The organism is Desulfofundulus sp. TPOSR, from assembly GCF_011393055.1.
Classification (GTDB): Bacteria; Bacillota; Desulfotomaculia; order Desulfotomaculales; family Desulfovirgulaceae; genus Desulfofundulus; species Desulfofundulus kuznetsovii.
The window spans coordinates 571,332-590,148 of the sequence record NZ_JAAOEF010000001.1 but is presented as its reverse complement, the minus strand read 5'-3'; the positions used below and the strand labels follow the sequence as shown (position 1 = coordinate 590,148).

Annotated in this window: 20 protein-coding genes and 1 pseudogene; 15 read left to right on the top strand and 6 right to left on the bottom strand. The window is 51.7% G+C overall.

The window, feature by feature from the left end; all coding sequences use genetic code 11:
• The first annotated feature begins 171 nt into the window (after positions 1-171).
• Genes G7K71_RS03075 through G7K71_RS03060 form a run of 4 tightly spaced genes read left to right on the top strand, consistent with a single transcriptional unit; the run spans position 172 to position 2,344 of the window.
• The gene (locus tag G7K71_RS03075; RefSeq protein WP_073165860.1) at positions 172-915 is read left to right on the top strand and encodes an STAS domain-containing protein; all 744 of its coding nucleotides are present in this window, start codon (positions 172-174) and stop codon (positions 913-915) included.
• Positions 902-1,288 (top strand): STAS domain-containing protein, encoded by a 387-nt coding sequence (locus G7K71_RS03070; protein ID WP_243174544.1) that lies wholly within the window; start codon positions 902-904, stop codon positions 1,286-1,288. The genes G7K71_RS03075 and G7K71_RS03070 overlap by 14 nt, the downstream gene beginning before the upstream one ends.
• The gene (locus G7K71_RS03065; RefSeq protein WP_313884876.1) at positions 1,281-1,736 is read left to right on the top strand and encodes an anti-sigma regulatory factor; all 456 of its coding nucleotides are present in this window, start codon (positions 1,281-1,283) and stop codon (positions 1,734-1,736) included. Before G7K71_RS03070 ends, G7K71_RS03065 begins: the two co-directional genes overlap by 8 nt.
• Entirely contained in the window at positions 1,733-2,344 is a 612-nt protein-coding gene (locus G7K71_RS03060) for a hypothetical protein (protein WP_166343408.1), read from the top strand. The genes G7K71_RS03065 and G7K71_RS03060 overlap by 4 nt, the downstream gene beginning before the upstream one ends.
• A 173-nt stretch (positions 2,345-2,517) precedes the next feature.
• Here G7K71_RS03060 and tnpC read toward each other — a convergent pair whose 3' ends face one another.
• From tnpC to tnpA, 4 genes are all read right to left on the bottom strand, one after another.
• A complete protein-coding gene (gene tnpC, locus G7K71_RS03055; protein WP_166345031.1) occupies positions 2,518-4,086 on the bottom strand; it encodes an IS66 family transposase in 1,569 nt (522 codons plus the stop codon).
• Positions 4,087-4,195: 109 nt separating this feature from the next.
• A complete protein-coding gene (gene tnpB, locus G7K71_RS20170) occupies positions 4,196-4,453 on the bottom strand; it encodes an IS66 family insertion sequence element accessory protein TnpB (protein ID WP_166343405.1) in 258 nt (85 codons plus the stop codon).
• Complete coding sequence (gene tnpB / locus G7K71_RS03045; RefSeq protein ID WP_166343402.1) at positions 4,410-4,553, bottom strand: IS66 family insertion sequence element accessory protein TnpB; 144 nt, start codon at positions 4,551-4,553, stop codon at positions 4,410-4,412. Before tnpB (G7K71_RS03045) ends, tnpB (G7K71_RS20170) begins: the two co-directional genes overlap by 44 nt.
• Positions 4,547-4,861, bottom strand: a complete 315-nt coding sequence (tnpA, locus tag G7K71_RS03040) for an IS66 family insertion sequence element accessory protein TnpA (RefSeq protein WP_166343400.1) — start codon at positions 4,859-4,861, stop codon at positions 4,547-4,549. Before tnpA ends, tnpB (G7K71_RS03045) begins: the two co-directional genes overlap by 7 nt.
• Before the next feature lie 126 nt (positions 4,862-4,987).
• Between tnpA and G7K71_RS03035 the strand changes: the two genes are divergently transcribed.
• From G7K71_RS03035 to G7K71_RS03025, 3 genes are all read left to right on the top strand, one after another.
• On the top strand, positions 4,988-6,271 hold the full coding sequence (locus tag G7K71_RS03035) for an IS110 family transposase (RefSeq protein WP_166343398.1): 1,284 nt from the start codon (positions 4,988-4,990) through the stop codon (positions 6,269-6,271).
• A 550-nt stretch (positions 6,272-6,821) separates the two neighbouring features.
• Positions 6,822-7,457, top strand: coding sequence for a GGDEF domain-containing protein (locus tag G7K71_RS03030; RefSeq protein WP_166343396.1), 636 nt, complete (start codon positions 6,822-6,824; stop codon positions 7,455-7,457).
• Positions 7,458-7,901: 444 nt separating this feature from the next.
• Positions 7,902-9,347: a SpoVR family protein gene (locus tag G7K71_RS03025; RefSeq protein WP_166343394.1), complete on the top strand. Its 1,446-nt coding sequence runs from the start codon at positions 7,902-7,904 to the stop codon at positions 9,345-9,347.
• Positions 9,348-9,426: 79 nt separating this feature from the next.
• Here G7K71_RS03025 and splB read toward each other — a convergent pair whose 3' ends face one another.
• Positions 9,427-10,443 (bottom strand): spore photoproduct lyase, encoded by a 1,017-nt coding sequence (splB, locus tag G7K71_RS03020; RefSeq protein ID WP_166343392.1) that lies wholly within the window; start codon positions 10,441-10,443, stop codon positions 9,427-9,429.
• Positions 10,444-10,640: 197 nt separating this feature from the next.
• Here splB and G7K71_RS03015 point away from each other — a divergent pair, with 197 nt between their 5' ends.
• From G7K71_RS03015 to G7K71_RS02990, 6 genes and pseudogenes are all read left to right on the top strand, one after another.
• Positions 10,641-11,510 carry a Ku protein gene (locus G7K71_RS03015; RefSeq protein ID WP_166343390.1) on the top strand — a complete coding sequence of 290 codons (870 nt, stop codon included), beginning with the start codon at positions 10,641-10,643 and terminating at the stop codon, positions 11,508-11,510.
• A 599-nt stretch (positions 11,511-12,109) separates the two neighbouring features.
• Positions 12,110-13,066, top strand: coding sequence for a non-homologous end-joining DNA ligase (ligD, locus tag G7K71_RS03010; RefSeq protein WP_313884875.1), 957 nt, complete (start codon positions 12,110-12,112; stop codon positions 13,064-13,066).
• Between the two features lie 478 nt (positions 13,067-13,544).
• Positions 13,545-13,877, top strand: a pseudogene (locus tag G7K71_RS03005) (DNA polymerase domain-containing protein); the annotation flags it as partial.
• Positions 13,878-13,974: 97 nt separating this feature from the next.
• Positions 13,975-14,277, top strand: a complete 303-nt coding sequence (locus tag G7K71_RS03000; protein WP_166343388.1) for a hypothetical protein — start codon at positions 13,975-13,977, stop codon at positions 14,275-14,277.
• Positions 14,204-14,635, top strand: a complete 432-nt coding sequence (locus G7K71_RS02995) for a PIN domain-containing protein (RefSeq protein ID WP_166343386.1) — start codon at positions 14,204-14,206, stop codon at positions 14,633-14,635. Before G7K71_RS03000 ends, G7K71_RS02995 begins: the two co-directional genes overlap by 74 nt.
• 274 nt (positions 14,636-14,909) lie before the next feature.
• Positions 14,910-15,065, top strand: coding sequence for a ribbon-helix-helix protein, CopG family (locus G7K71_RS02990; RefSeq protein ID WP_166343384.1), 156 nt, complete (start codon positions 14,910-14,912; stop codon positions 15,063-15,065).
• A gap of 87 nt (positions 15,066-15,152) precedes the next feature.
• Here G7K71_RS02990 and G7K71_RS02985 read toward each other — a convergent pair whose 3' ends face one another.
• The gene (locus tag G7K71_RS02985; RefSeq protein WP_166343382.1) at positions 15,153-15,953 is read right to left on the bottom strand and encodes a hypothetical protein; all 801 of its coding nucleotides are present in this window, start codon (positions 15,951-15,953) and stop codon (positions 15,153-15,155) included.
• A gap of 466 nt (positions 15,954-16,419) precedes the next feature.
• Between G7K71_RS02985 and G7K71_RS02980 the strand changes: the two genes are divergently transcribed.
• Together G7K71_RS02980 and G7K71_RS02975 are read left to right on the top strand one after the other, a co-directional pair.
• Entirely contained in the window at positions 16,420-17,463 is a 1,044-nt protein-coding gene (locus G7K71_RS02980; protein WP_166343380.1) for a hypothetical protein, read from the top strand.
• Positions 17,464-17,559: 96 nt separating this feature from the next.
• On the top strand, positions 17,560-18,708 hold the full coding sequence (locus G7K71_RS02975) for a hypothetical protein (protein WP_166343378.1): 1,149 nt from the start codon (positions 17,560-17,562) through the stop codon (positions 18,706-18,708).
• Positions 18,709-18,817: the final 109 nt, after the last annotated feature.

Genomic DNA, 18,817 nt, shown 5'->3' with positions numbered 1-18,817 from the left:
CAAGAGAGAGACGTAGCTGCAGGGAAGTCAGGGTTTTCCCTGCAGTTTTTCTCATTAATGAAGGCGTTTTGAAAGGGCAGCTCCTGCGGGTGCTTCCGGCAGGAAAACAAGGAATTATGTCGAAATAGCAAAAAATGGTCTTCAGGCTACAGGCTATGGAGGGAAGTATTGATGGATGCTATTAAGGTGACGGAAATCGTCAATGGCCTCACGACAGACGGCAGGCAAAAAGACCTGTGGTGCCGGGTTATGGAGGAAGCGCTAAGCAAAAAAGCAGCAGACGGCTTATTTGAAGCCCTGCGGTCATTAATTGAAGAATTGGGTGAAGAAGAAGTAGGGGCGAAAATACTGCATATTGCAGAAGAACATGCTTCTTTCCCGGCTGTTGATATACTCCGGGCCGCATTGAAGGTTTCCGGGGAGATACGGCGCGAAAATGAGCATATTTTAATGCAGCTCCGCCAGATGCTTTCGGAGCTGGCCACCCCAATAATTCGTATATGGACTGATATTTTACTGGTGGCCATGATTGGAAACCTGGATGGCCAGCGTGCCCAGAATATCGCGGAGAGATTGCTGAACAGGGTGAGTTCCGTCAGGGCGAAAGTGGTACTGGTGGATGTTACGGGTGTCCCCATGATCGATACGGTGGTCGGGGGATTTCTTATGGAGATGTTTAACGCCATAAAATTTCTAGGTGCCGAGGTCATTCTTACCGGTATCAAGCCGGAGGTTGCCCATACCCTTGTCAAACTGGGAGTAGACTTCCAGATGGTTACAGTCGCCAGAGACCTGGAGGATGCTCTCCGCCGCGGGATAGCCATAACCATGGAAGAAAGGAAGAGGCGCAGGCAGCTTGCCCTAAGCCTGGCGGGCGGCAGGCTGGAAGAAAGCGGTGAAGATGATGAGCTTTGAGGACAGGGTTGTGCCCATTATGCAGGTGGATGGCTACCTGCTGGTGCCCATCCAGATCGACCTGGACGACAGAACGGTAGGACGGCTGCAGCAGCAGCTTTTGAAGGAAATCGAGCGGACGAGGGCCAGGGCGATTATACTGGATGTAAGGATGGTGGAAGTGATTGATAGCTATATATCATACACCCTTTCTGAAACGGCTGCTATGGCCCGCCTTATGGGGTGCCGCACTGTATTGTGCGGCATTCAACCCCCTGTAGCTTTGACTCTGGCCCAGATGGGTGTCACGCTGCAGGAGGTCGCGGTGGCGCGGAATCTGGAACATGCCCTGGTACTGGCCGGCTCTTTCCAGGAGAGGGATAAAGGTGTATGAGGAAAAAATAACCTCCATAATTGAGGACCCGGCGCAGGAATTCGATATAGTGGTCCGCATTACTCGAGAGGAAGACATTGCCGTAGCGCGGCAGATGGCCAAACAACTGGCCCAGGAGATCGGCTTTTCCCTGGCCGATGTTACCAGGATAGCCACTGCGGTTTCGGAGCTGGCCCGGAATATCTACCGGTACGCCAGGCAGGGCAGGATAATGATAAGAAAGCGGCTGGAGGACAGGGACAGTCCGGGCATTGAAGTAATTGCTGCCGACCGCGGCCCCGGTATCCCTGATGTCGAGCTGGTCTTGACGCGGGGCTATACCACCTGGGAGCGCAGTCTCGGTATAGGCCTTTCGGGAGTAAAACGTCTGATGGATTCCTTCGCCATTCACTCCGAAGTGGGTAAGGGGACGGTGGTTATTACGGAGAAGAGGAGGCGTACATTTTGACTTTCTCTAAACAGGCCACGGCGTCCGGCCACGGCTGGGAGGTCTGGTCGTGCTGGAGGCCGCGGACAGGCTATCCGGTGGGCGGGGACCTTTGTTATGCATATAAAGGAAATGATAAACTTTTTATTTCGGTAGTGGATGTGCTGGGGCACGGTGAAGAAGCTCATCGCTGTGCGGAAGGGCTGCACAGAGTTCTGGAAGAACGTAAAGAAGACCTGCCGGGTGTGTACGGTGATATCGAAAGGGTCGCTGCCAGAATCCGAGGATGTACCCTCTTCCTCGGCACCCTGGACAATGCGACTCTAAGTTATATCATGGTGGGGAACATAAGGGGCTGGGTGATTGGTGATAAAAGGTTGGAGTTTTTGCCGGGGCAGCCCGGGGTGGTGGGAGGGCGGAAGCTTGTGCCGGTTATCCGGAATGTAAGGATTGATGATTATTCTCTTGTAATAGTATGTTCTGATGGAATAAGGCGTAGCTTTGTGCCCGACCGGGGTGACGGGCACCTGTGGCGACAGGATGGTCTATACCTGGCGGTTACGATAATAGAGAAATATGGTGTTCCGGAAGACGATGCCAGCGTACTGGTGGGGAGGAGGCGTACCTGAGTTGGCTTCAGAGGCCTTTTATAATACTTATAAAAATTACCTTGAACGATATGTATGTGAGGGTGGAACCGAAGGAGTACTCGTGGAAGCCTATCAGGACCTGACACACAGCCTGGATGAGAGTAAGCGTAAAATAAACCCCACCTTGCAATCAGGTGGGGACATAATCTGGCTTATTTATTAGCCCTGCAGACAGGGGGTAATGAATTGGACCAGGGGAGCAACTGATCCAGGGCGTTACTGTCTTTAGGGTCCAGGTTGGGAAGTTTTTCAAAAAGATAACTGAGGTACTGGAAAGGATTCAACCCATTCTCCTTTGCCGTTTCTATGATGCTGTAAGTAATAGCGCTGGCCCGGGCACCCCGCGGAGTATTGGCAAACAACCAGTTCTTGCGGCCAATGACAAAGGGTTTGATCGACCGCTCACTCCGGTTGTTATCCAGTTCCAGGCGTCCATCCTGCAAAAAGGCAATGAGTTTATCCCACTGGCTCAGGCAATAGTTAACTGCCTGACCAAAGGAACTTTTGGGCAGTACCTGTGTTTTCTGGGTTTTAAGCCATGCCCGAAAAGCATCCAGCACGGGGCGGCTGCGCACCTGGCGGGCCTGATAACGCTCCTGGGGCGTTGCATCTTTCAAGTCGCGCTCAATGGCAAAAAGTTGGTTACAAAATTCCAGCCCCACCTGGGCGGCCACTGCTTTATTGCGTTTATCTTCCGGCAGGGCCTTTAACGCTTCATCAAACTTGCGCCGGGCATGGGCCCAGCAGCCCACCAGGGTGACATCCGGCAGTTCGTTGTAGCCGGCGTAACCGTCAACGTGCAAGTAGCCTTTAAAACCTGCCAGGAACCGGCGGGGGTGCTTGCTGGCCCGGGTGGTCTGGTAGTCGTAGAGAATAATGGGAGGACCGTCCCGCCCGGTGCGGTAGAGCCAGAGGTACGATTGGGTTTCAGCAGCCCGGCCCGGCTCGCGGAGGACCTGCAGGGTTGTCTCATCGGCATGCAGGATATCCCGCTCAAGCAGGTGTTCATGCAGGCGATCGTAGATCAGGGCCAACCAGTTGTTCGCCCCGTACAGCACCCAGTTGGCAAGCGTCTGCCGGGACAGCTCCACCCCCAGGTGGGCAAACTGCTGCTCCTGGCGGTACAGCGGCAGACCTTCCCCGTATTTCTGGTTCATGATGTAAGCCATAAGCGAGGGGGAAACCATACTTCCGGGAAATACAGGAGCCGGCATGGGAGCGGTAACAATGGGGGTGGTTAGCTCGTTGCGCTCGCAATGGCGGCAGGAATAAACGTAACGCACATGCTTGACCACTTTTACCTGGGCCGGGATGATCTGCAGTTCCTGTCGTACTTCGGTGCTCATTTCATGTAAAGGACCACCGCAGCACGAACAGACCCGCTCTTCTTCCGGCAGGCGGTACTCAACCGTTTCCACCGGCAGGTTATCGAGCACCATCTCCCGGCGGCCACGCTGTTTGCGGCGCTGGTAGGTGATGGTTTCGACAGCCGGTTCGGGTGAAGCCGGCTGGGCTTCCACTTCCGCCTCATTAAAAAGCGAAAGCTGCTGGTAGCCAGAAGCGGTCCGTTCGCTGGAAACACCGAATTGCCGGTGTTTGCTCAAGCGAAGCTGCTCCATAAACCAATTCAGTTTAGCGGTCAGCTCGGCATTCTGTTGTTCCAACCATCTGCACTGCTCTTCCAGCTGTAGACAGCGGCTTTGCAGCTCTTCTATATTCATGGCAGCGATAGATTGCGAAGTAGTGTTCATGAATAAAAGATTCGACGAAACCCGTCGAATCCCTCTAGAATCAACCACAAAGTGAAAATATTTCTTTCTGCTGCTTTATTTATATTACAGTGCGTGCTTTTACCTCGGGATGAGCTTTAGGCTGTTCTATCGATAGGCCGTCGAGCAGCCAGCGCAGTTCCCGGCGGCTAATGGCAATAGTTGAAGAAGTGCTTCTTTCCGGCCAGGGGAATTTACCTTTCTCCAGCCGGCGGTAATAGAGCCAAAACCCATTGTGGTCCCAGTGGAGAATTTTAATTTTGTCCCGCTGCCGGTTACAGAAGACGAAAAGGCAGGAAGAGAAGGGGATCCAGCTCAAACCCTTCCTTGACCAGCACGGCCAGCCCGTCGATGGACTTGCGCAAATCGGTGGCGCCGCAGGCGAGGTAAACCCGGTCGATACCCAATTCGTTCAGCATAACGATACCAGAACCCGGACTACTTGAGAAAGCAAGGCTGGATCAAAACCGGGTTTTACCTCGATGCAGGCCTGACCTATTTTGAGCAGCAGGGAGTCACCCTGGTCCGAAGGTGATTGCTTGCTTAATTCAACCGGCAGCCACCGTGTTGACCCGGCGGGGGAAGATTCCTTAAACTTCCGGAGCCAGTACCATAGCTGCCGGGGGGTTACGTTATGGGCGGCGCACCATGCTTTAGCACTCTGGCCGCTGGCACGATATTCGGCAACCCGGGTTTCCCATAGTTTTTGCTTTTCAGCTTTGGTCATAAAAAATCCTCCCCATTTCATTTTCTGAGCATTCCTGTAATCCTTATCAAAGGGGTTGATCAACAAAAAGACCTCCTGGTACAACAAGGTTAGAGCAAACACCAAAAGTACCGGAGGTCGAGGTTAATGACGAAACGAAACAAAAACCTAAAAGAAATTCGTAGCGTCCACACCCTCATCGTGGGCGTCGACATCGCCAAAAGGACCCACTGGGCCCGCACGCTGGACGGGTCAACAGGCATCGAAGTGGGCAGCGCCTTCTCTTTTCAGAATAGCATAAACGGCTTTTCCCGTCTACTGGGTAGAATGCACCGGGTCAAAGAACAAATCGGCGCGCAAAACATCGTCGTGGCCATGGAGCCTTCCGGCCATTACTGGAAACCCCTGGCCAGCTACCTGGTCAATGCCGGCATCCCAGTAGTTATCGTCAATCCTTACCACGTCAAAAAGCAAAAAGAACTCGACGATAACTCGCCCACCAAAAACGACCGGAAAGACGCCCTGATCATCGCCACTTTAACCTGGGAAGGACGCTTTTTCCACTGCTATCTACCCAAAGGGATCTGGGCGGAACTCCGGGGGTACACCCAAAACCGCCACCAGCAAAAGGCCAAACTAAACGCCGCCCAGAACAACCTGGTGGCGATCCTGGACGAGCGCTTTCCCGAATATCCGCAGGTTTTTAAGAACCTTCTAGGGAAAGCCTCCCTGTACATCCTGACCCACCGGCCCTTCCCGGCCGACCTAAAACAGCTCACGACAGAAGAGCTGACCGCTGAACTTAAGGCAGCCAGCGGCGGGAAAGTGGGTCAAAAACGGGCCGTTCTTTTACTGGCTGCCGCCAATGAATCCATCGGCGTGCCGGAAGGTTTAGATGCTGCCCGTCTGCGCCTGACCCAGTGCCTGGAAGAAATCTTCTTCTGGCAAAAGCAATTGCTCCAAACCGAAGCGGCCATGGAAAAGGCCCTGGCCAAAACCGGCTTAGCCGAGTACCTTTTGAGCATCCCCGGGATCGGAGTCGTCACTGCCGCCAGCTTCTTAGGGGAAGTGGGGGATTTCACCCGGTACGAAGACTGGCGCCAGATCCGCAAACTGGCCGGTTACAACCTGACTATCAACCAATCCGGGGATTCCAAAAAAGGGGTTACAAAGATCTCCAAGCGGGGCCGGGCGGGGTTGCGGAGCATCCTCTACCAGGCTGCCCTGGTCCTGGTGGCCAAAAACCCTCAGTTTAAAGCGCTCTACCGTTACCTGGTGACCCGGCCGCAAAACCCGCTGAAAAGCAAGCAGGCCCTGGTAGTGATCGCCTGCAAACTCCTCCGGGTAATGTTCACCTTAGCTAAAGAAAAACGCCTGTACGACCCGGAGAAGGTTTTGGGTAGCTACCGCCGGCAGCAACTGGCGGCCTAGAAGGCTTGTGGATATGCCGCTCGTATGGACTTGCGGGAGGCCTCCTGCCACTTAAGAGGAGCCTGGAGGTTTAGGCATGGTTTATCTTCCGCCTGTCCACAGGGTCCACACTCGCTTGGACAACGCTAAAGCGTTGCCCACATATCCACAAGCCCGACGGCGTAAAGGAATCATCATGAGGCAAAAATCTTGGGTGGGGGAAACCGAAAAAACCTCCGTTAGGGCATGACCCTGCTTCTGAGTAACGGTGCCCCACCCGCCCCCATTATGCTGAACGAAGGAATGTAAGGGCATTGACCCCGGGAGACATGATAGGGTAAGCAGGGGGCGAACAGGTGGGTTAGACCACCCAAGATAAATTTTAAAAATGGCAGATTGAGTAAGCTTTTTAAAGTATCAATGAAAAATATTGAGATAGGAAGATTATCCTATAAACCCTGGGTATTGTGCCAGGTGGGTAGGATTTGACGCTTACACACACAGCCTGGATGAGAAACATGTTCAGGCGGCAAATATTCTGGATATCCACACCAGGGCACTTCGGGAGGTAATGGGCATCCGCCGGGATAGCGATCCTGTCCAATGGATATACATAGATCGCGCTACGGAATTCCTGGCTCAAATACTGGTGGTCATTGATAGTTTTCTTCTGCAGCTTAAAGACAGGATAGAACACGACCCGCTTACGGGACTGTATAACAGGCTCGCTTTATACCCGTTATTGAACCAGCTCATTAAAGAAGCTCAGAGGAAGGAAAAGCCGCTGGTGGTTGCCATGCTGGATCTTGATGATTTTAAAGTGATAAACGACCGGTTCGGTCACCATGCGGGTGACCGGGTTTTATGTGCTGCGGCCGGCATCATAAAGAAGGCTTTGCGGGCTGCAGATAAGGTGGTTCGGTACGGTGGAGAGGAATTTATAATTATGCTGCCGGATACCAGCCTGAATAGATCGCAAATTGCGCTGGAGCGTATAAGATCCCAGATAGCAGGGCAGAGGTTATTGCCAGAAATGGACGTGGTTGTCACGGCCAGTATTGGGGCTACGGAATATAGCGGCAGGGGAACTGCCAGTGTAAATGACCTGATAGCTCAAGCTGACAGGGCCATGTATAAGGCAAAAAAGGAAGGGAAAAACATGGTGGCTTGTGTTGAATCTGAGTGTCCGGGAAAACAGGAGGAGTGATTAACGTGACCATAGAAGAGATGCGCAGGCTTCCGGAAGCCATTTCCCAGAATTCCCCGGCTTCTTCTATTGTTTTAAAGTCGGGGATTTTGTTTTTCGGGGTCATTTTTTCCAGCTTTCCTCATTCCAGACAAGTTAAGATATGTACATCTGGAACAACACGGCTGGATTGGCTCTTTTAAATATTTTTAAATATTATACCATATCTTGTTAATGGAGGCAGTCAGCTGTAGACCATTTGTGCTTATAACCGGTGGTTGGAAAACCGCCGACATGGCCATCGCCACCCCGGTGCAAAGGGTAAAAAAGCCGCCTCCGGCAGGACCTATTTTTCAGGATCCCGGGACTGTTTAAGTTTAAAGACAACTCGCCCCGGCTTCCCACATAAATCTATATAAACAAGAACGTTTCTTTGGCACCAGGGAAAACTGGAGGTTGATTAACATGACCAGAGAAGAGCTGCGCAAGCTTTCGGAAGCCGTGGAAATAATCACCGCTAAGGCCCGGGAATTTGGTCTGGATTTTTATGATATGTATTTTGAAATCTGCCCGGCAGATATCATCTATGCCTTTGGGGCTTACGGTATGCCCACCCGTTTCTCTCACTGGACTTTCGGCAAAGCATACCATAAAATGAAAACCCAGTATGATTACAACCTGAGCCGCATCTACGAAATGGTCATAAACTCCAACCCCTGCTATGCTTTTCTCCTAGAAGGCAATTCCCTGGTCCAGAACAAGCTGGTGATAGCCCACGTTCTGGCCCACTGCGACTTTTTTAAAAACAACATCTATTTCAAGCATACCAACCGCAATATGGTGGAATCCATGGCCAGTGCGGCCGAGAGATTCCGCGGTTACGAGCTTAAATACGGCAAGGACAGGGTAGAAGCCTTTCTAGATGCGGTGATTTCCATCCAGGAACACGTGGACCCCTATCATTTCATAAAGGCCGGCCGGGAAAAGAAAAAGCAGGAAAAGGAAGAAGGGTCCTGTGCCTGCGGCCAGGGCAGGAAGTGCGGAAAACGACACCGGGAGGAAACCCCCTATGATGACCTGTGGGAGCTTGATGAGCCCAAATGCGCCGGACACTGTGAGAAACCCAGGAAGTTTCCCCCGGAGCCGGAAAAAGACCTGTTGCTGTTTATTATGGAACATGCCCGGGATCTGGACGACTGGCAGCGGGACATTATATCCGTAATCCGTCAGGAAATGCTTTATTTCTGGCCCCAGTTGGAAACAAAAATTATGAACGAAGGCTGGGCCACCTACTGGCACCTGCGCATTATGCGGGAAATGGATCTTACTGAGGCAGAAGCTGTAGAGTTCGCCAAAATGCATGCCGGGGTAATTCAACCTTCCCGGGTGCGCCTGAATCCCTATCACCTGGGGTTGAAAATTTTTGAAGACATTGAAAGGCGCTGGAACGAGCCCACCGGGGAAGAGAGGAAAAAATACAACCGCCCCGGCGGTGAGGGAAGGCAGAAGATCTTCGAGGTGCGGGAACAGGAAAATGATATTTCCTTCCTGAGGAACTACCTGACCAAAGAACTAATAGAGGAAATGGACCTTTATCTTTACAAAAAGATGGGCCACGATTGGAAGGTATCGGACAAAGACTGGGAAAAGGTCAAAGACGGCATCCTTTCCAGCCTGACCAACGGCGGCTACCCCTATATCGTGGTGGAAGACGGGGATTTCAATAAACGGGGCGATTTATACTTGAAACACTGTTACGAGGGCCTGGAGCTGGATGTGTTCTACCTGGAAAAAACACTGCCCTACGTATACCGCCTCTGGGGGAGGCCGGTGCACCTGGAGACGGTCATTGATAATAAAAAGGTGCTTTTCTCTTACAATGGGGAAAAGGTAAGTAAAAAATTTATTTAGCACTTCCAGAAAAATATAGCGGGCGGCGGCCTTTCCCGGCCGTATTTGGCGGGACGGCCTGCTGCCCTTTTGTTTCGGGTTAGACGAAGTAATCGATCTTTGCCCCGGGAAACAGTTCCTCTGTTTTTGAAACGAGGGCTTCCTTTAAACGGTGCATTAACTGCGGGGCGTAAACATATTTCCCGTAACCGAACTGGCCGAACTTGAACTTTCTGTTTTCTTCATTCATGGGTAAAACGGTATTGGGGAACAGCGTTTTTATTCTGTTTTTTGCCCGTACGGTAAACCGGTGGGTGATAAATTCAAAAGACAACACCTGAGACTCGGGGAGGGACTCCCTTATTGCTTTTAATAAATCTATGTAGTCCGTTTCCCAGCCGGGGTAGGCTATGATGGGAGCAATGATGAACCCCGTGGGATAACCAGCCTCTATAACTTTTCTGGCTGCCTTTAATCGCTGTTCCAGCTTTGGCGTCCCGTGTTCAAAGGATTTTATTATTCTGGTAGTATTTACGCTAAAACGAACTGTTGTATTCCCGTTATGTTTTAAAATTAAAAGTGAATCAATCTCAGTGAATTTGGTGGCAAAGCGAAAACGGCCAAAATCCTGGATGGCAAAAAAGAGGATGGTTTTGGCCAGCGCCCCGGTGTATTTCTCTACCGGAACCGGATCGGAAGTGGCTGATCCCTCGAATATGGTTACCTCGGGCTGCCTTTTCACTATATAATCCCGGGCTTTTTCCAGAATATCTTCAATATTCACATAAGCCCTGATGTACGGTTTACTGGGGAGGCTGCCGAGCAAATAACAGTATTCACATTTTCCGGGGCAGGAAGTGGTCAATGGCAGCTGGTAATGGGCCGACGGTTTACAGGTTTGAAAGGTAAGAGTCCTCCTCACGCCGAATACCAGCGTTCTCTTAGCTTCCCGGTAGGCTTCCTGCGGATTCTTACCGGGAATGCCAGTTATCCTGTTGTGGGAACGGGTTACAATCACCTCAATATCAGCCCGTTTAAATGATTCCCAGAGGGATTTACCTAAAGGATATTCCAGGGCGTCCTGTTCAAATATTACTCTATCAGGGTAAAAATCCATGTCAAACCACCCCTGTCTATATACATGTGTAACTTCTATTATAACCGTTTCGGCTTTCAAAAATTCCCAGGTATACCGCGTTGTTGTTTGTATGCCCGGCTGGACTCGCCGGGTAACTTCATAATTTGTCAGTATTAAGGCCATCCTAGCTTAAAAGCGGGCCGGTAATAATATTTTTTGTTTGGGGGTGGCGGCGTTTGCGTCCGATCTGGAAAGGGGCGGTTAGTTTTGGCCTGGTTTACGTGCCCGTGAAAATGTACGCGGCTACGGAAAAAAAAGATGTAAAATTCAACTATTTACACCAGAAGTGCAAAAACCCCATTCAGTACCGGCGCTATTGTCCATACTGCAATGAAGAAGTTCCCCTGGAGGAACTGGTACGGGGATACGAGTATGAAAAGGGGCGCTATGTCATCTTACGGGACGAAGATTTTGACGCTTTGCCCGGGGGGGACGGGCACAACATTGAAATCATGGATTTCGTGGAACTGGGGGAAATAGACCCCATCTATTACGACAAAGCCTACTACCTGGCCCCCGCCGGCGGCGGGGAAAAGGTCTACGAGCTGTTAAAGCGAGCCATGGAAGAGAGCGGCAGGGTGGCCGTGGCCCGGGTAACCATCCGCAGCAAAGTGAGCCTGGCCGTGCTGCGGGTGGCCAGGGGTGTGCTGTCCATGAGCACCATGTTTTATCCCGATGAGGTACGGGATGCCGGGGCCATTGAAGAAATGCACTACCGGGTGGAGGTGCCGGAAAAGGAACTACAGATGGCGGTAAATTTAGTCAACAGCCTTACGGCTTCCTTTGACCCGGAGAAATATACCGATGAATACCGTCATGCACTTATGGAGTTAATCCAGGCCCGGGTGGCCGGCCGGCAGGTGGCCGAGCCCACCCGGGCGGAAGCGGGCAGGGTGGTGGACCTGATGGAGGCCTTGAAGGCCAGCATCGAAAAGGCTAAAAGGGAACGGGGCCGGCAAGCAGCCGGGGAAGCTCTGGGAGAGGGAGAAATGGAGCCGCAAAAAAGCCGTCGCCGGGGGCGCAAGAAGGCGGCAGGGGAAGGGTAGCAGACCCGGAGGATGAGGGATTCTGTTAACTACAAGGACACGGCGTTGTCCAGAGCGAACGATTTTGCGGAGCGCCGGTAACAGCACCCGGTAAACCCATCACTCACTGGCAATGACACCCTTCTAAGCCTGCTGTAACAAGATAGTAATTGAAATCATTCCATTATAGCTTTTTCAGTGAGTGCTGGGCGGCTCGGCTCTCGAGGACGCCAACGAAACCAGGCGAAAGAAATGTGGAAGAACTACATCGGGTAGAATAAGTGAAATAGCGTAAAAACAGTATCGATGGCAATCCGCAGAAGACCCAGCACTCACTGAATCAATGATTTCTTTAAGTACAGATAGCGAGCATGTGCAATATGTCTTCCGCAAAGCAATCCTTCACCGGTGAGTGCTGGGCGGCCCGAAGCGAACCGTGGTGCGCATCTTACGCGGAGCACATGAGTGAGCGAGACAACGCTGTGCCTTAAGCGGTTTGACTAAACATTTACAATTAAACTATGGTATACCATGAGCTAGTCATGTTTTGGTGAGTGCTGGGCCGCATCCAACCGGGTTCACCAAAATGTTTACAAACCTTTACTCGGAGGTATGCTTCCGTGGAAGAACAAGTATCCCTGCCTCTCCTGAAGCCCATGCTGGCCACATCATCCCGGCCCTTTGACAGCTCCGATTTTCTCTACGAAGTTAAATGGGACGGCTATCGCGTGCTGGCCTACCTGGACGGCGACACGCTGTTGCGCTCCCGCAACTTGCGGGACATTACGGCTACCTTCCCGGAATTAAAGGAACTGCATAAATGTGTAAAAAACCAGCCGGCCATTGTTGACGGTGAAATCGTCATTTTTCAGGATGGCCGGCCATCTTTTGCCGCCCTGCAGGCCCGGGGACGGTTGGAAGACCCTCTGAAGATTAAAAGTATGGTCCGACGGTATCCTGCTATTCTTATGGCTTTCGATGTACTTTACGCCGGTGGCCGCTCCCTTTTGAACGAACCTTTACGCCGCCGCAAGGAAATCCTGGCGGAAATGATTAAGCCTGGTGACCAGGTGCTGGTGTCCGAATTTGTTTTGCATCAAGGCCGGGCCTTTACTGCCGCCTGCGTTGCCCGGGGGTTGGAGGGAGCCATGGCCAAGCACTTGGACAGCCCCTACCTCCCCGGCCAGCGCTCCCCCTACTGGCGTAAATTCCGCCATACCAAAGAGGCCGATCTGGTCATCTGCGGTTACCAGGAGGGGTGGGGCCGGCGGCGTCTCGGTGCCCTGGTACTAAGCGGATACCGGAGTGGGGAACTTGTCTACCAGGGCAAAGTGGGCACGGGGTTTAGCCGGGAAGAGGAGGAACAACTGTTGGAACTGTTATCCCGCCTCGTCATCCCCCGGCCCGTTCTGGCTCTGCCGCCGGTAGAGGCCCGGCGCACCATCGCGGTGGAACCAGTACTGGTTTGCGCCGTAGAGTATCTCTCTTTAACAGCCGGTGGCCTGCTCCGGCATTGCAGCTACCGGGGGTTACGACCGGATAAATCACCCCGGGAATGCCATTATCTGCTGAAGTAAAAAAATTTTTTAGGCTGTCACCACTGCCGGGAGTTCTCCATAATATGGTACCAAATACTGAAGGGAGGACTCCAAATGGGTTATGGTTTAGGCGGTGCTTATCCAGCAAACTTCTCTTTCATCTTGTTTCTAATTCTGATCTTACTATTTTTCGGAGATGGTTTTTTTGGCGGTCACCCCAGGTAAGCCTATTTGAGGAGCAATTTAAAAGTTAAGGAGGGGGTGCGATGAGCGGTTCCTATCCCTATGGCGGTTACTTTTCCTTTATTTTGTTCCTGATTTTGCTTTTACTGTTCTTTGGGGATGGCTTCTTCTGCTGGCCTAATCCAAAGTAAAAACCGGCAAAGGGCTGCATCAAATGATGCAGCCTGATGTCTGTTTGGGGCATTCTGCTTCATTCATTTCCCACCCCTGCCTTTTAAAAGTATTTTTCAAAAAGCATAATAAGGTGAGGGGGGTAAAAAACGTGGATCGGGAGATGATCAAAGTTTTTGGACAAAACCTTTCTTTCACCAACCTGGACAAGCTGTTCTGGCCCGAAGAAGGTTTAACCAAGGCTCATTTAATAAAATACTACAACGATATAGCTCCCTTTTTGCTGCCGTATATTCATAACCGCCCCCTGGTCATGAAACGCTATCCCGACGGCATCAGCGGGGAAGCTTTTTATCAGAAGGAATGTCCTGACTACGCTCCCGATTGGATTGAAACCTTTCCCGTCCACCATTCGGAAAGGGTAATCAACTACATAATCTGCAACGATCTGGCCACTTTACTCTGGCTGGCCAACCAGGCCTGCATTGAAGTGCACGAAACAGAAGTTAGCCAGTTTTGTCAGTGAGTTTCGGTAAACAATCCTTTCCATTTTCCCGCTGATATGTTATAATGTAGTCACGGAGGTGACCACAATGGAGTTTGCAAGCGTAAGGGAGTTTAAAACCCACGCCAGCGAATTTATCCGCAGGAAAGAAGCGGTGATGGTTTTCCGGAACGGCAAACCCGCAGGCGTGTTTATTCCATGGGAGGACATAAACGTTGATGACGAGGTGCGCCGGGCGGCCCTGAAGGCCCTGGTGGCAAAAGTCGCCAAAGAAAGACAGGAAAAAGGGATAACTGAGGAAGAGGTGCTGGAGGACTTTGCAACTTTCCGGAAAGATCGCCGTGGACGCGAACATCGTGCTTTCGGCACTGATCGGCGGGAAAGCGAGTAAGGTGTTTGTTGAAGCGAAAACTTTAAAGTTTGTTACAACTGCCAGCGTGGTCAATGAGGTCAGGGAGTACATTCCGGTTTTGGCCCAGAAAAAGGGTTTGAGCCGGGAGGTCATGGAAGCGGCCTTTTCCCTGCTGGAGCTGGAGGTTATAAAGAAAGAAACGTATTCTGGACAGATCCCGGTCGCTACGGACTTAATCGGAAAGAGAGACCCGGAGGACGTAGAACTTGTAGCGTTGGCGCTGGCGTTGAAGTGCCCGGTCTGGTCGAATGACAACGACCTGGTGGAATTAAAACAAATAAAGACTTATACAACCGCTGAAATATTGCGTATATTGGAAGGTTTCCGGGGTTTTTAAAAACAAGAAAAAGACCAAGCAAGGTTCCGTAAGGAACCCTTATTTCATGCGGGTTTCCGGGACTGTTCAGACCAAAATTCAGACCGAACAGGCAGGCGTTCAGGCCAGGAACGGCAGGGCTTTGGCCTGTTCGATTTTTTATGGAAGCAGACCTGGAACAGCCCCGCCGGTAGAAAACCCCGCTGGCCGTACTCGCGAAGGGGCGGCTGGCGGGGGTTTTGTTTTTTAGAGGATGACCCAGGACAAGAATACTGAGAAAGGAGAGTGATTGAGTATGCGGATGCTGGTAGCAGAGAAAAAGAAGGCGGTGAAAGTAATGATGCCTCCCCGACTGATTAAGGCCATCAAAGGAGAGGCACGCAGGCAAAGGGTTTCAATGAATGAACTTATCAGGATGGCGGTCACAAAGTACCTAGCAAACCTGCGCTAGGTTACTTGCAGTCGAATTAGAAATCGTGGCAAAGCGACTTCCCCTATCCCTTTAAGGGTAGGGAGGAAGTCGCCGTCAAACCCTAACTTAGACCAACAAAGAATCAATCTTCGCACGTTTAGCAAGAGTTCTAACCCAGTTCGGAACAAGCAGGCGGGTAATAGCAAAAGCCACAGCAGTTTCGCTTTTAATGTAAATGTTTCCGTCTAGTTTCGATTTTGTCCCTGGCAACTTACCGGCCTTGTATAATTTCCAAACGTATTGGTACGATACTCCACTTAAAAATGCCAGGTCAGGCGTCGAAAGGCCATGTTCGGGACGGAAAAAGATTTCGTTTTCGTCAATATTGTTTAATTGTTCATATCCAAGTTGTTTTCTAAGGTCAATGATTATGGTTTCGCGGATACTAAGCATTCTCAGTGCTGCAACGAAACGCGGAGAAACTGCAGCAGATAGCGTTGATTTAGAAGAAACGCTTATGTTTAGGTCTAAACAGTACGAAAAAAGTTCAGCATTGTGGCGTGATATGAAAAACGCATGAAAGAGTGTTTGCAGTAACATAGTCCATGACTTAAGTAGTTTCCTGTATCTGAAAAGTGGTGGAGTAGTATCCAGTTCGGAAGTCACATAGTGATAAAAGTCCTTGAAAATATCAACAAGTAAACCGCGGGCATCAGTTTTAACACCTAATTTAGTAAGAAATGGTTGAAGAAAAGTTTTTCTATCAGCAAGTTTTTCGCAGTCTTCACAAGATAAGTCGGCCATAAAAACAAGACGGCACAACACAATTTCATGCATAACATCTGACATCGCGCGGTAAAACTTAGCAGCGTCCTCTTCGGCAGCGGCAGGCGTGAGTTCGGGTTCCCAGGAAAGCCAGGTATCCATTCTTCCACATGTCTCCCCTTGAACAGCTTTGGAAAGTTTCCACATGTAGAGCTAATGTAGATATTCTACACAACGTAAGTTTTCCCTGTTTTCTTTCTTTTTTTACAAGATTTCAGAAAATTAAAATTTTGATTTTCGGGGGGTAAAATGCTTGCATTTAGGATATGAATATGGTAGATTAACAGTAGGTCTACTATAGACAAACATAACGGGGTCAGGAGAGGAGAGGTAATAATGGTAAAGCGCACGCAAAACGTCTGGAGCGAGCGGTGTACCCTCAAAAAAGGAGTGACACCGCATGGAGTACGTATGTCCAGACACCGAAAAAATTTGCAGCGACCACAAAAAAAACCGGACACCGGACGCGGAAAGGAAGTGGCGAAAGCGCTACGGCTTGCCTCCGCTGCGGAGACAGGGTCAGCGCGGACCGGGTAAGGGTACCCGTCCAGAACGGCAGGAAGCTGCAATGGCGGTAGCGATGGTGCTGACTGTACGCCCGACGGCGAGCATATACACTATCGCGAGGATGATTGTGGGTACACATCCTGTAAAAAAAGACATGGAACGCACCCGCCGCGCCCTGGCCGACCTGGCCCGGAAGCCCTGGTTGGCCGGGGAGGATCTGGTAAACCAGGTGCAGGCTTCCCTGGCCGCACGGAAAGCGGCGGCAGAAGCAGCCCGGCAGGAGCGGGAGCGGCGAAAAGCGGAGCGTGAAGCCAGGCGCCGGGAGCAGGAAGAGCGGTTCCGGCGGCAACCGGCGCGGGTACTGCTGCAGCGGTTGCTCCGGTACCAGGAAATCCGGGAAGAAATTGCCAGGCAAGTGCGAGAACTACGGGGAGCGGATGCCATCTGGTGGTCCATGGCCCTGGCCCCGGACCAGGTAGTGTCACTATCCCCGGTGCAACACTACACACCCGGGACGGCGGGCACGTACCTGACCAGCCGGGAAGCGGCCTGGCGGGCTAACTTGGAGTTGGCGATACTGCGCCGAACCGCCTGCCTACTCACCGTCCCGTGGATATCGGCACGAGAAATCCTCTCCGCTGCCCGCAGGCTGCGACGGGCACAGCGGAAGGGGGACGTAGACGCCGAAACGGCGGCGCGGGAAGACTTACGCTTGGCGGTGCGGGACGCGCTGGAGCAGGCGGGGTGGGCCGACCCAGATCTGTGGGCTGCCCAGATACTGGAGACCCCAGATGCCCGCGCTGAACGGGAGATGGCCGTAGTGAAGGAAGCAGGGTTATGGCCGCTGCCCGGGGTAGTGGATTTATCGCCTATGGGCGGTTGGCCCGAACCCTATCGCGGGCCGGAGCCGCCGGTGCCGCTCGGCATCAGTAATAGCGACGATAGCGATGATAGCGATGATGGTGACGGTGTAGATCCAGAAATCGCTGAAATGTTCAGCACGGTCGACCTGGCAGGCGTCCGGCGGCGCGGCAAAGGCGGCGCAAAGACCAGCTTCGCCAGGCGGGCGGCGATGCAAGAAGGACTACACCCGGCGTTCGCGTAAACGCAACGCCGGGTTTTCTTTTTTGGGGCTGGTCCCCATGATGCTACCTTCCTTTCCCCGGCCTTCGGGCCGGGCTTTTTTTCGGAGGTGGTGCTCTTGTTCCAAACATTCGTTCGCTTTATGAAAGACCAACGCAGCTTCGCCGCCCCCGCTGCTCTCCCGCTCATCGCCGCCGCCAGCGGCCTGGGCCTCCTGGCCGTTGGCGGCCTACACCACCTGGTCCACGTGGGCGTCACACCGGACAGCGGGAACCTGGGGAACCTGGATCCGGGGGTTACTGGGGCAGTGGCGGTGCCAGTGCCAGTGGGAGTGGGGGCAGTGAAGAAGGGTTGGGAGTGGGACTGTGGGGGAAGGGTATTGTATGTTTCACGGGATTTAGCGCGGGACAGGAACATGTTCCGGGTTCCGCCAGAGGGATATCAAGAAGAAGCAAATATACATACTGGAGAGACACAAGATGTGGTAACCTGGCGATGGCCAGGTGATGATCGGGTCTTTTTGGTGCCCATAGAACTTTTCCAGGCAGCCAGCCTCGGTGGGATGATTCGCGATGTTATCTCCGCAACCGGACAAATCTACCGAGATCAACATTTCCCAGAGGACCGGATTATCACCACGTCTTTTCGGAAAATAGCCGATGTAATAGGTCTAGAATTTAACGGTCGGGTAGCCGACGAGCTAGAAACGTGCCTTGCATACGCGAGAAGTTTCACCGTATACAATCACCCGGTAATTTCGCAACTCAACAAAGACGGCACAGTGAAAAAACGGAGCAAGGTCACTTTCGGTTTTGTGGATTGCGTCGCGCGGGTGGACATCTTGGACGGCAAGCCTGTACCCAAAAACCGCGCGCCTATAGAAATAACTATCAGCAATCTATATGCGACAGCACTAAAAGAACTACCACCCGCTCCACTACCCTGTGCGGCGTTGGAGGCGGCCCACAAAGCTCCACGTAAGCTCCGTCCGGCGATAAAAAACATAGCATACTTTTTGGCCGCGCGAGTTCCATCCAAAAAAATAAAATTGCTTATCCCGACTGTACTTGAGGTCATGGGATACGGACGCAAAGATGGTCGAATAGACCGTTGCCGCAAACCAATAGAGAACGTTTTGTCCAAACTTTATTCGATAATGATAGAAGATTACAACTACGCATATGACGGTTACGAAATTATTCTGGCAGGTAATCCCATTTATGACAATAAGAGAGTGAGACGTTATAAGGACAAAAATGAGACGTAATAGGGACGTGGATTGAGACGTAATAAGGACATTTTTGAGACGTAATAAGGACATACCCGATCCCTGAAAGCCTTGTGTTTCAAGGCTTCCAGGGATCGAAAAACCCTCT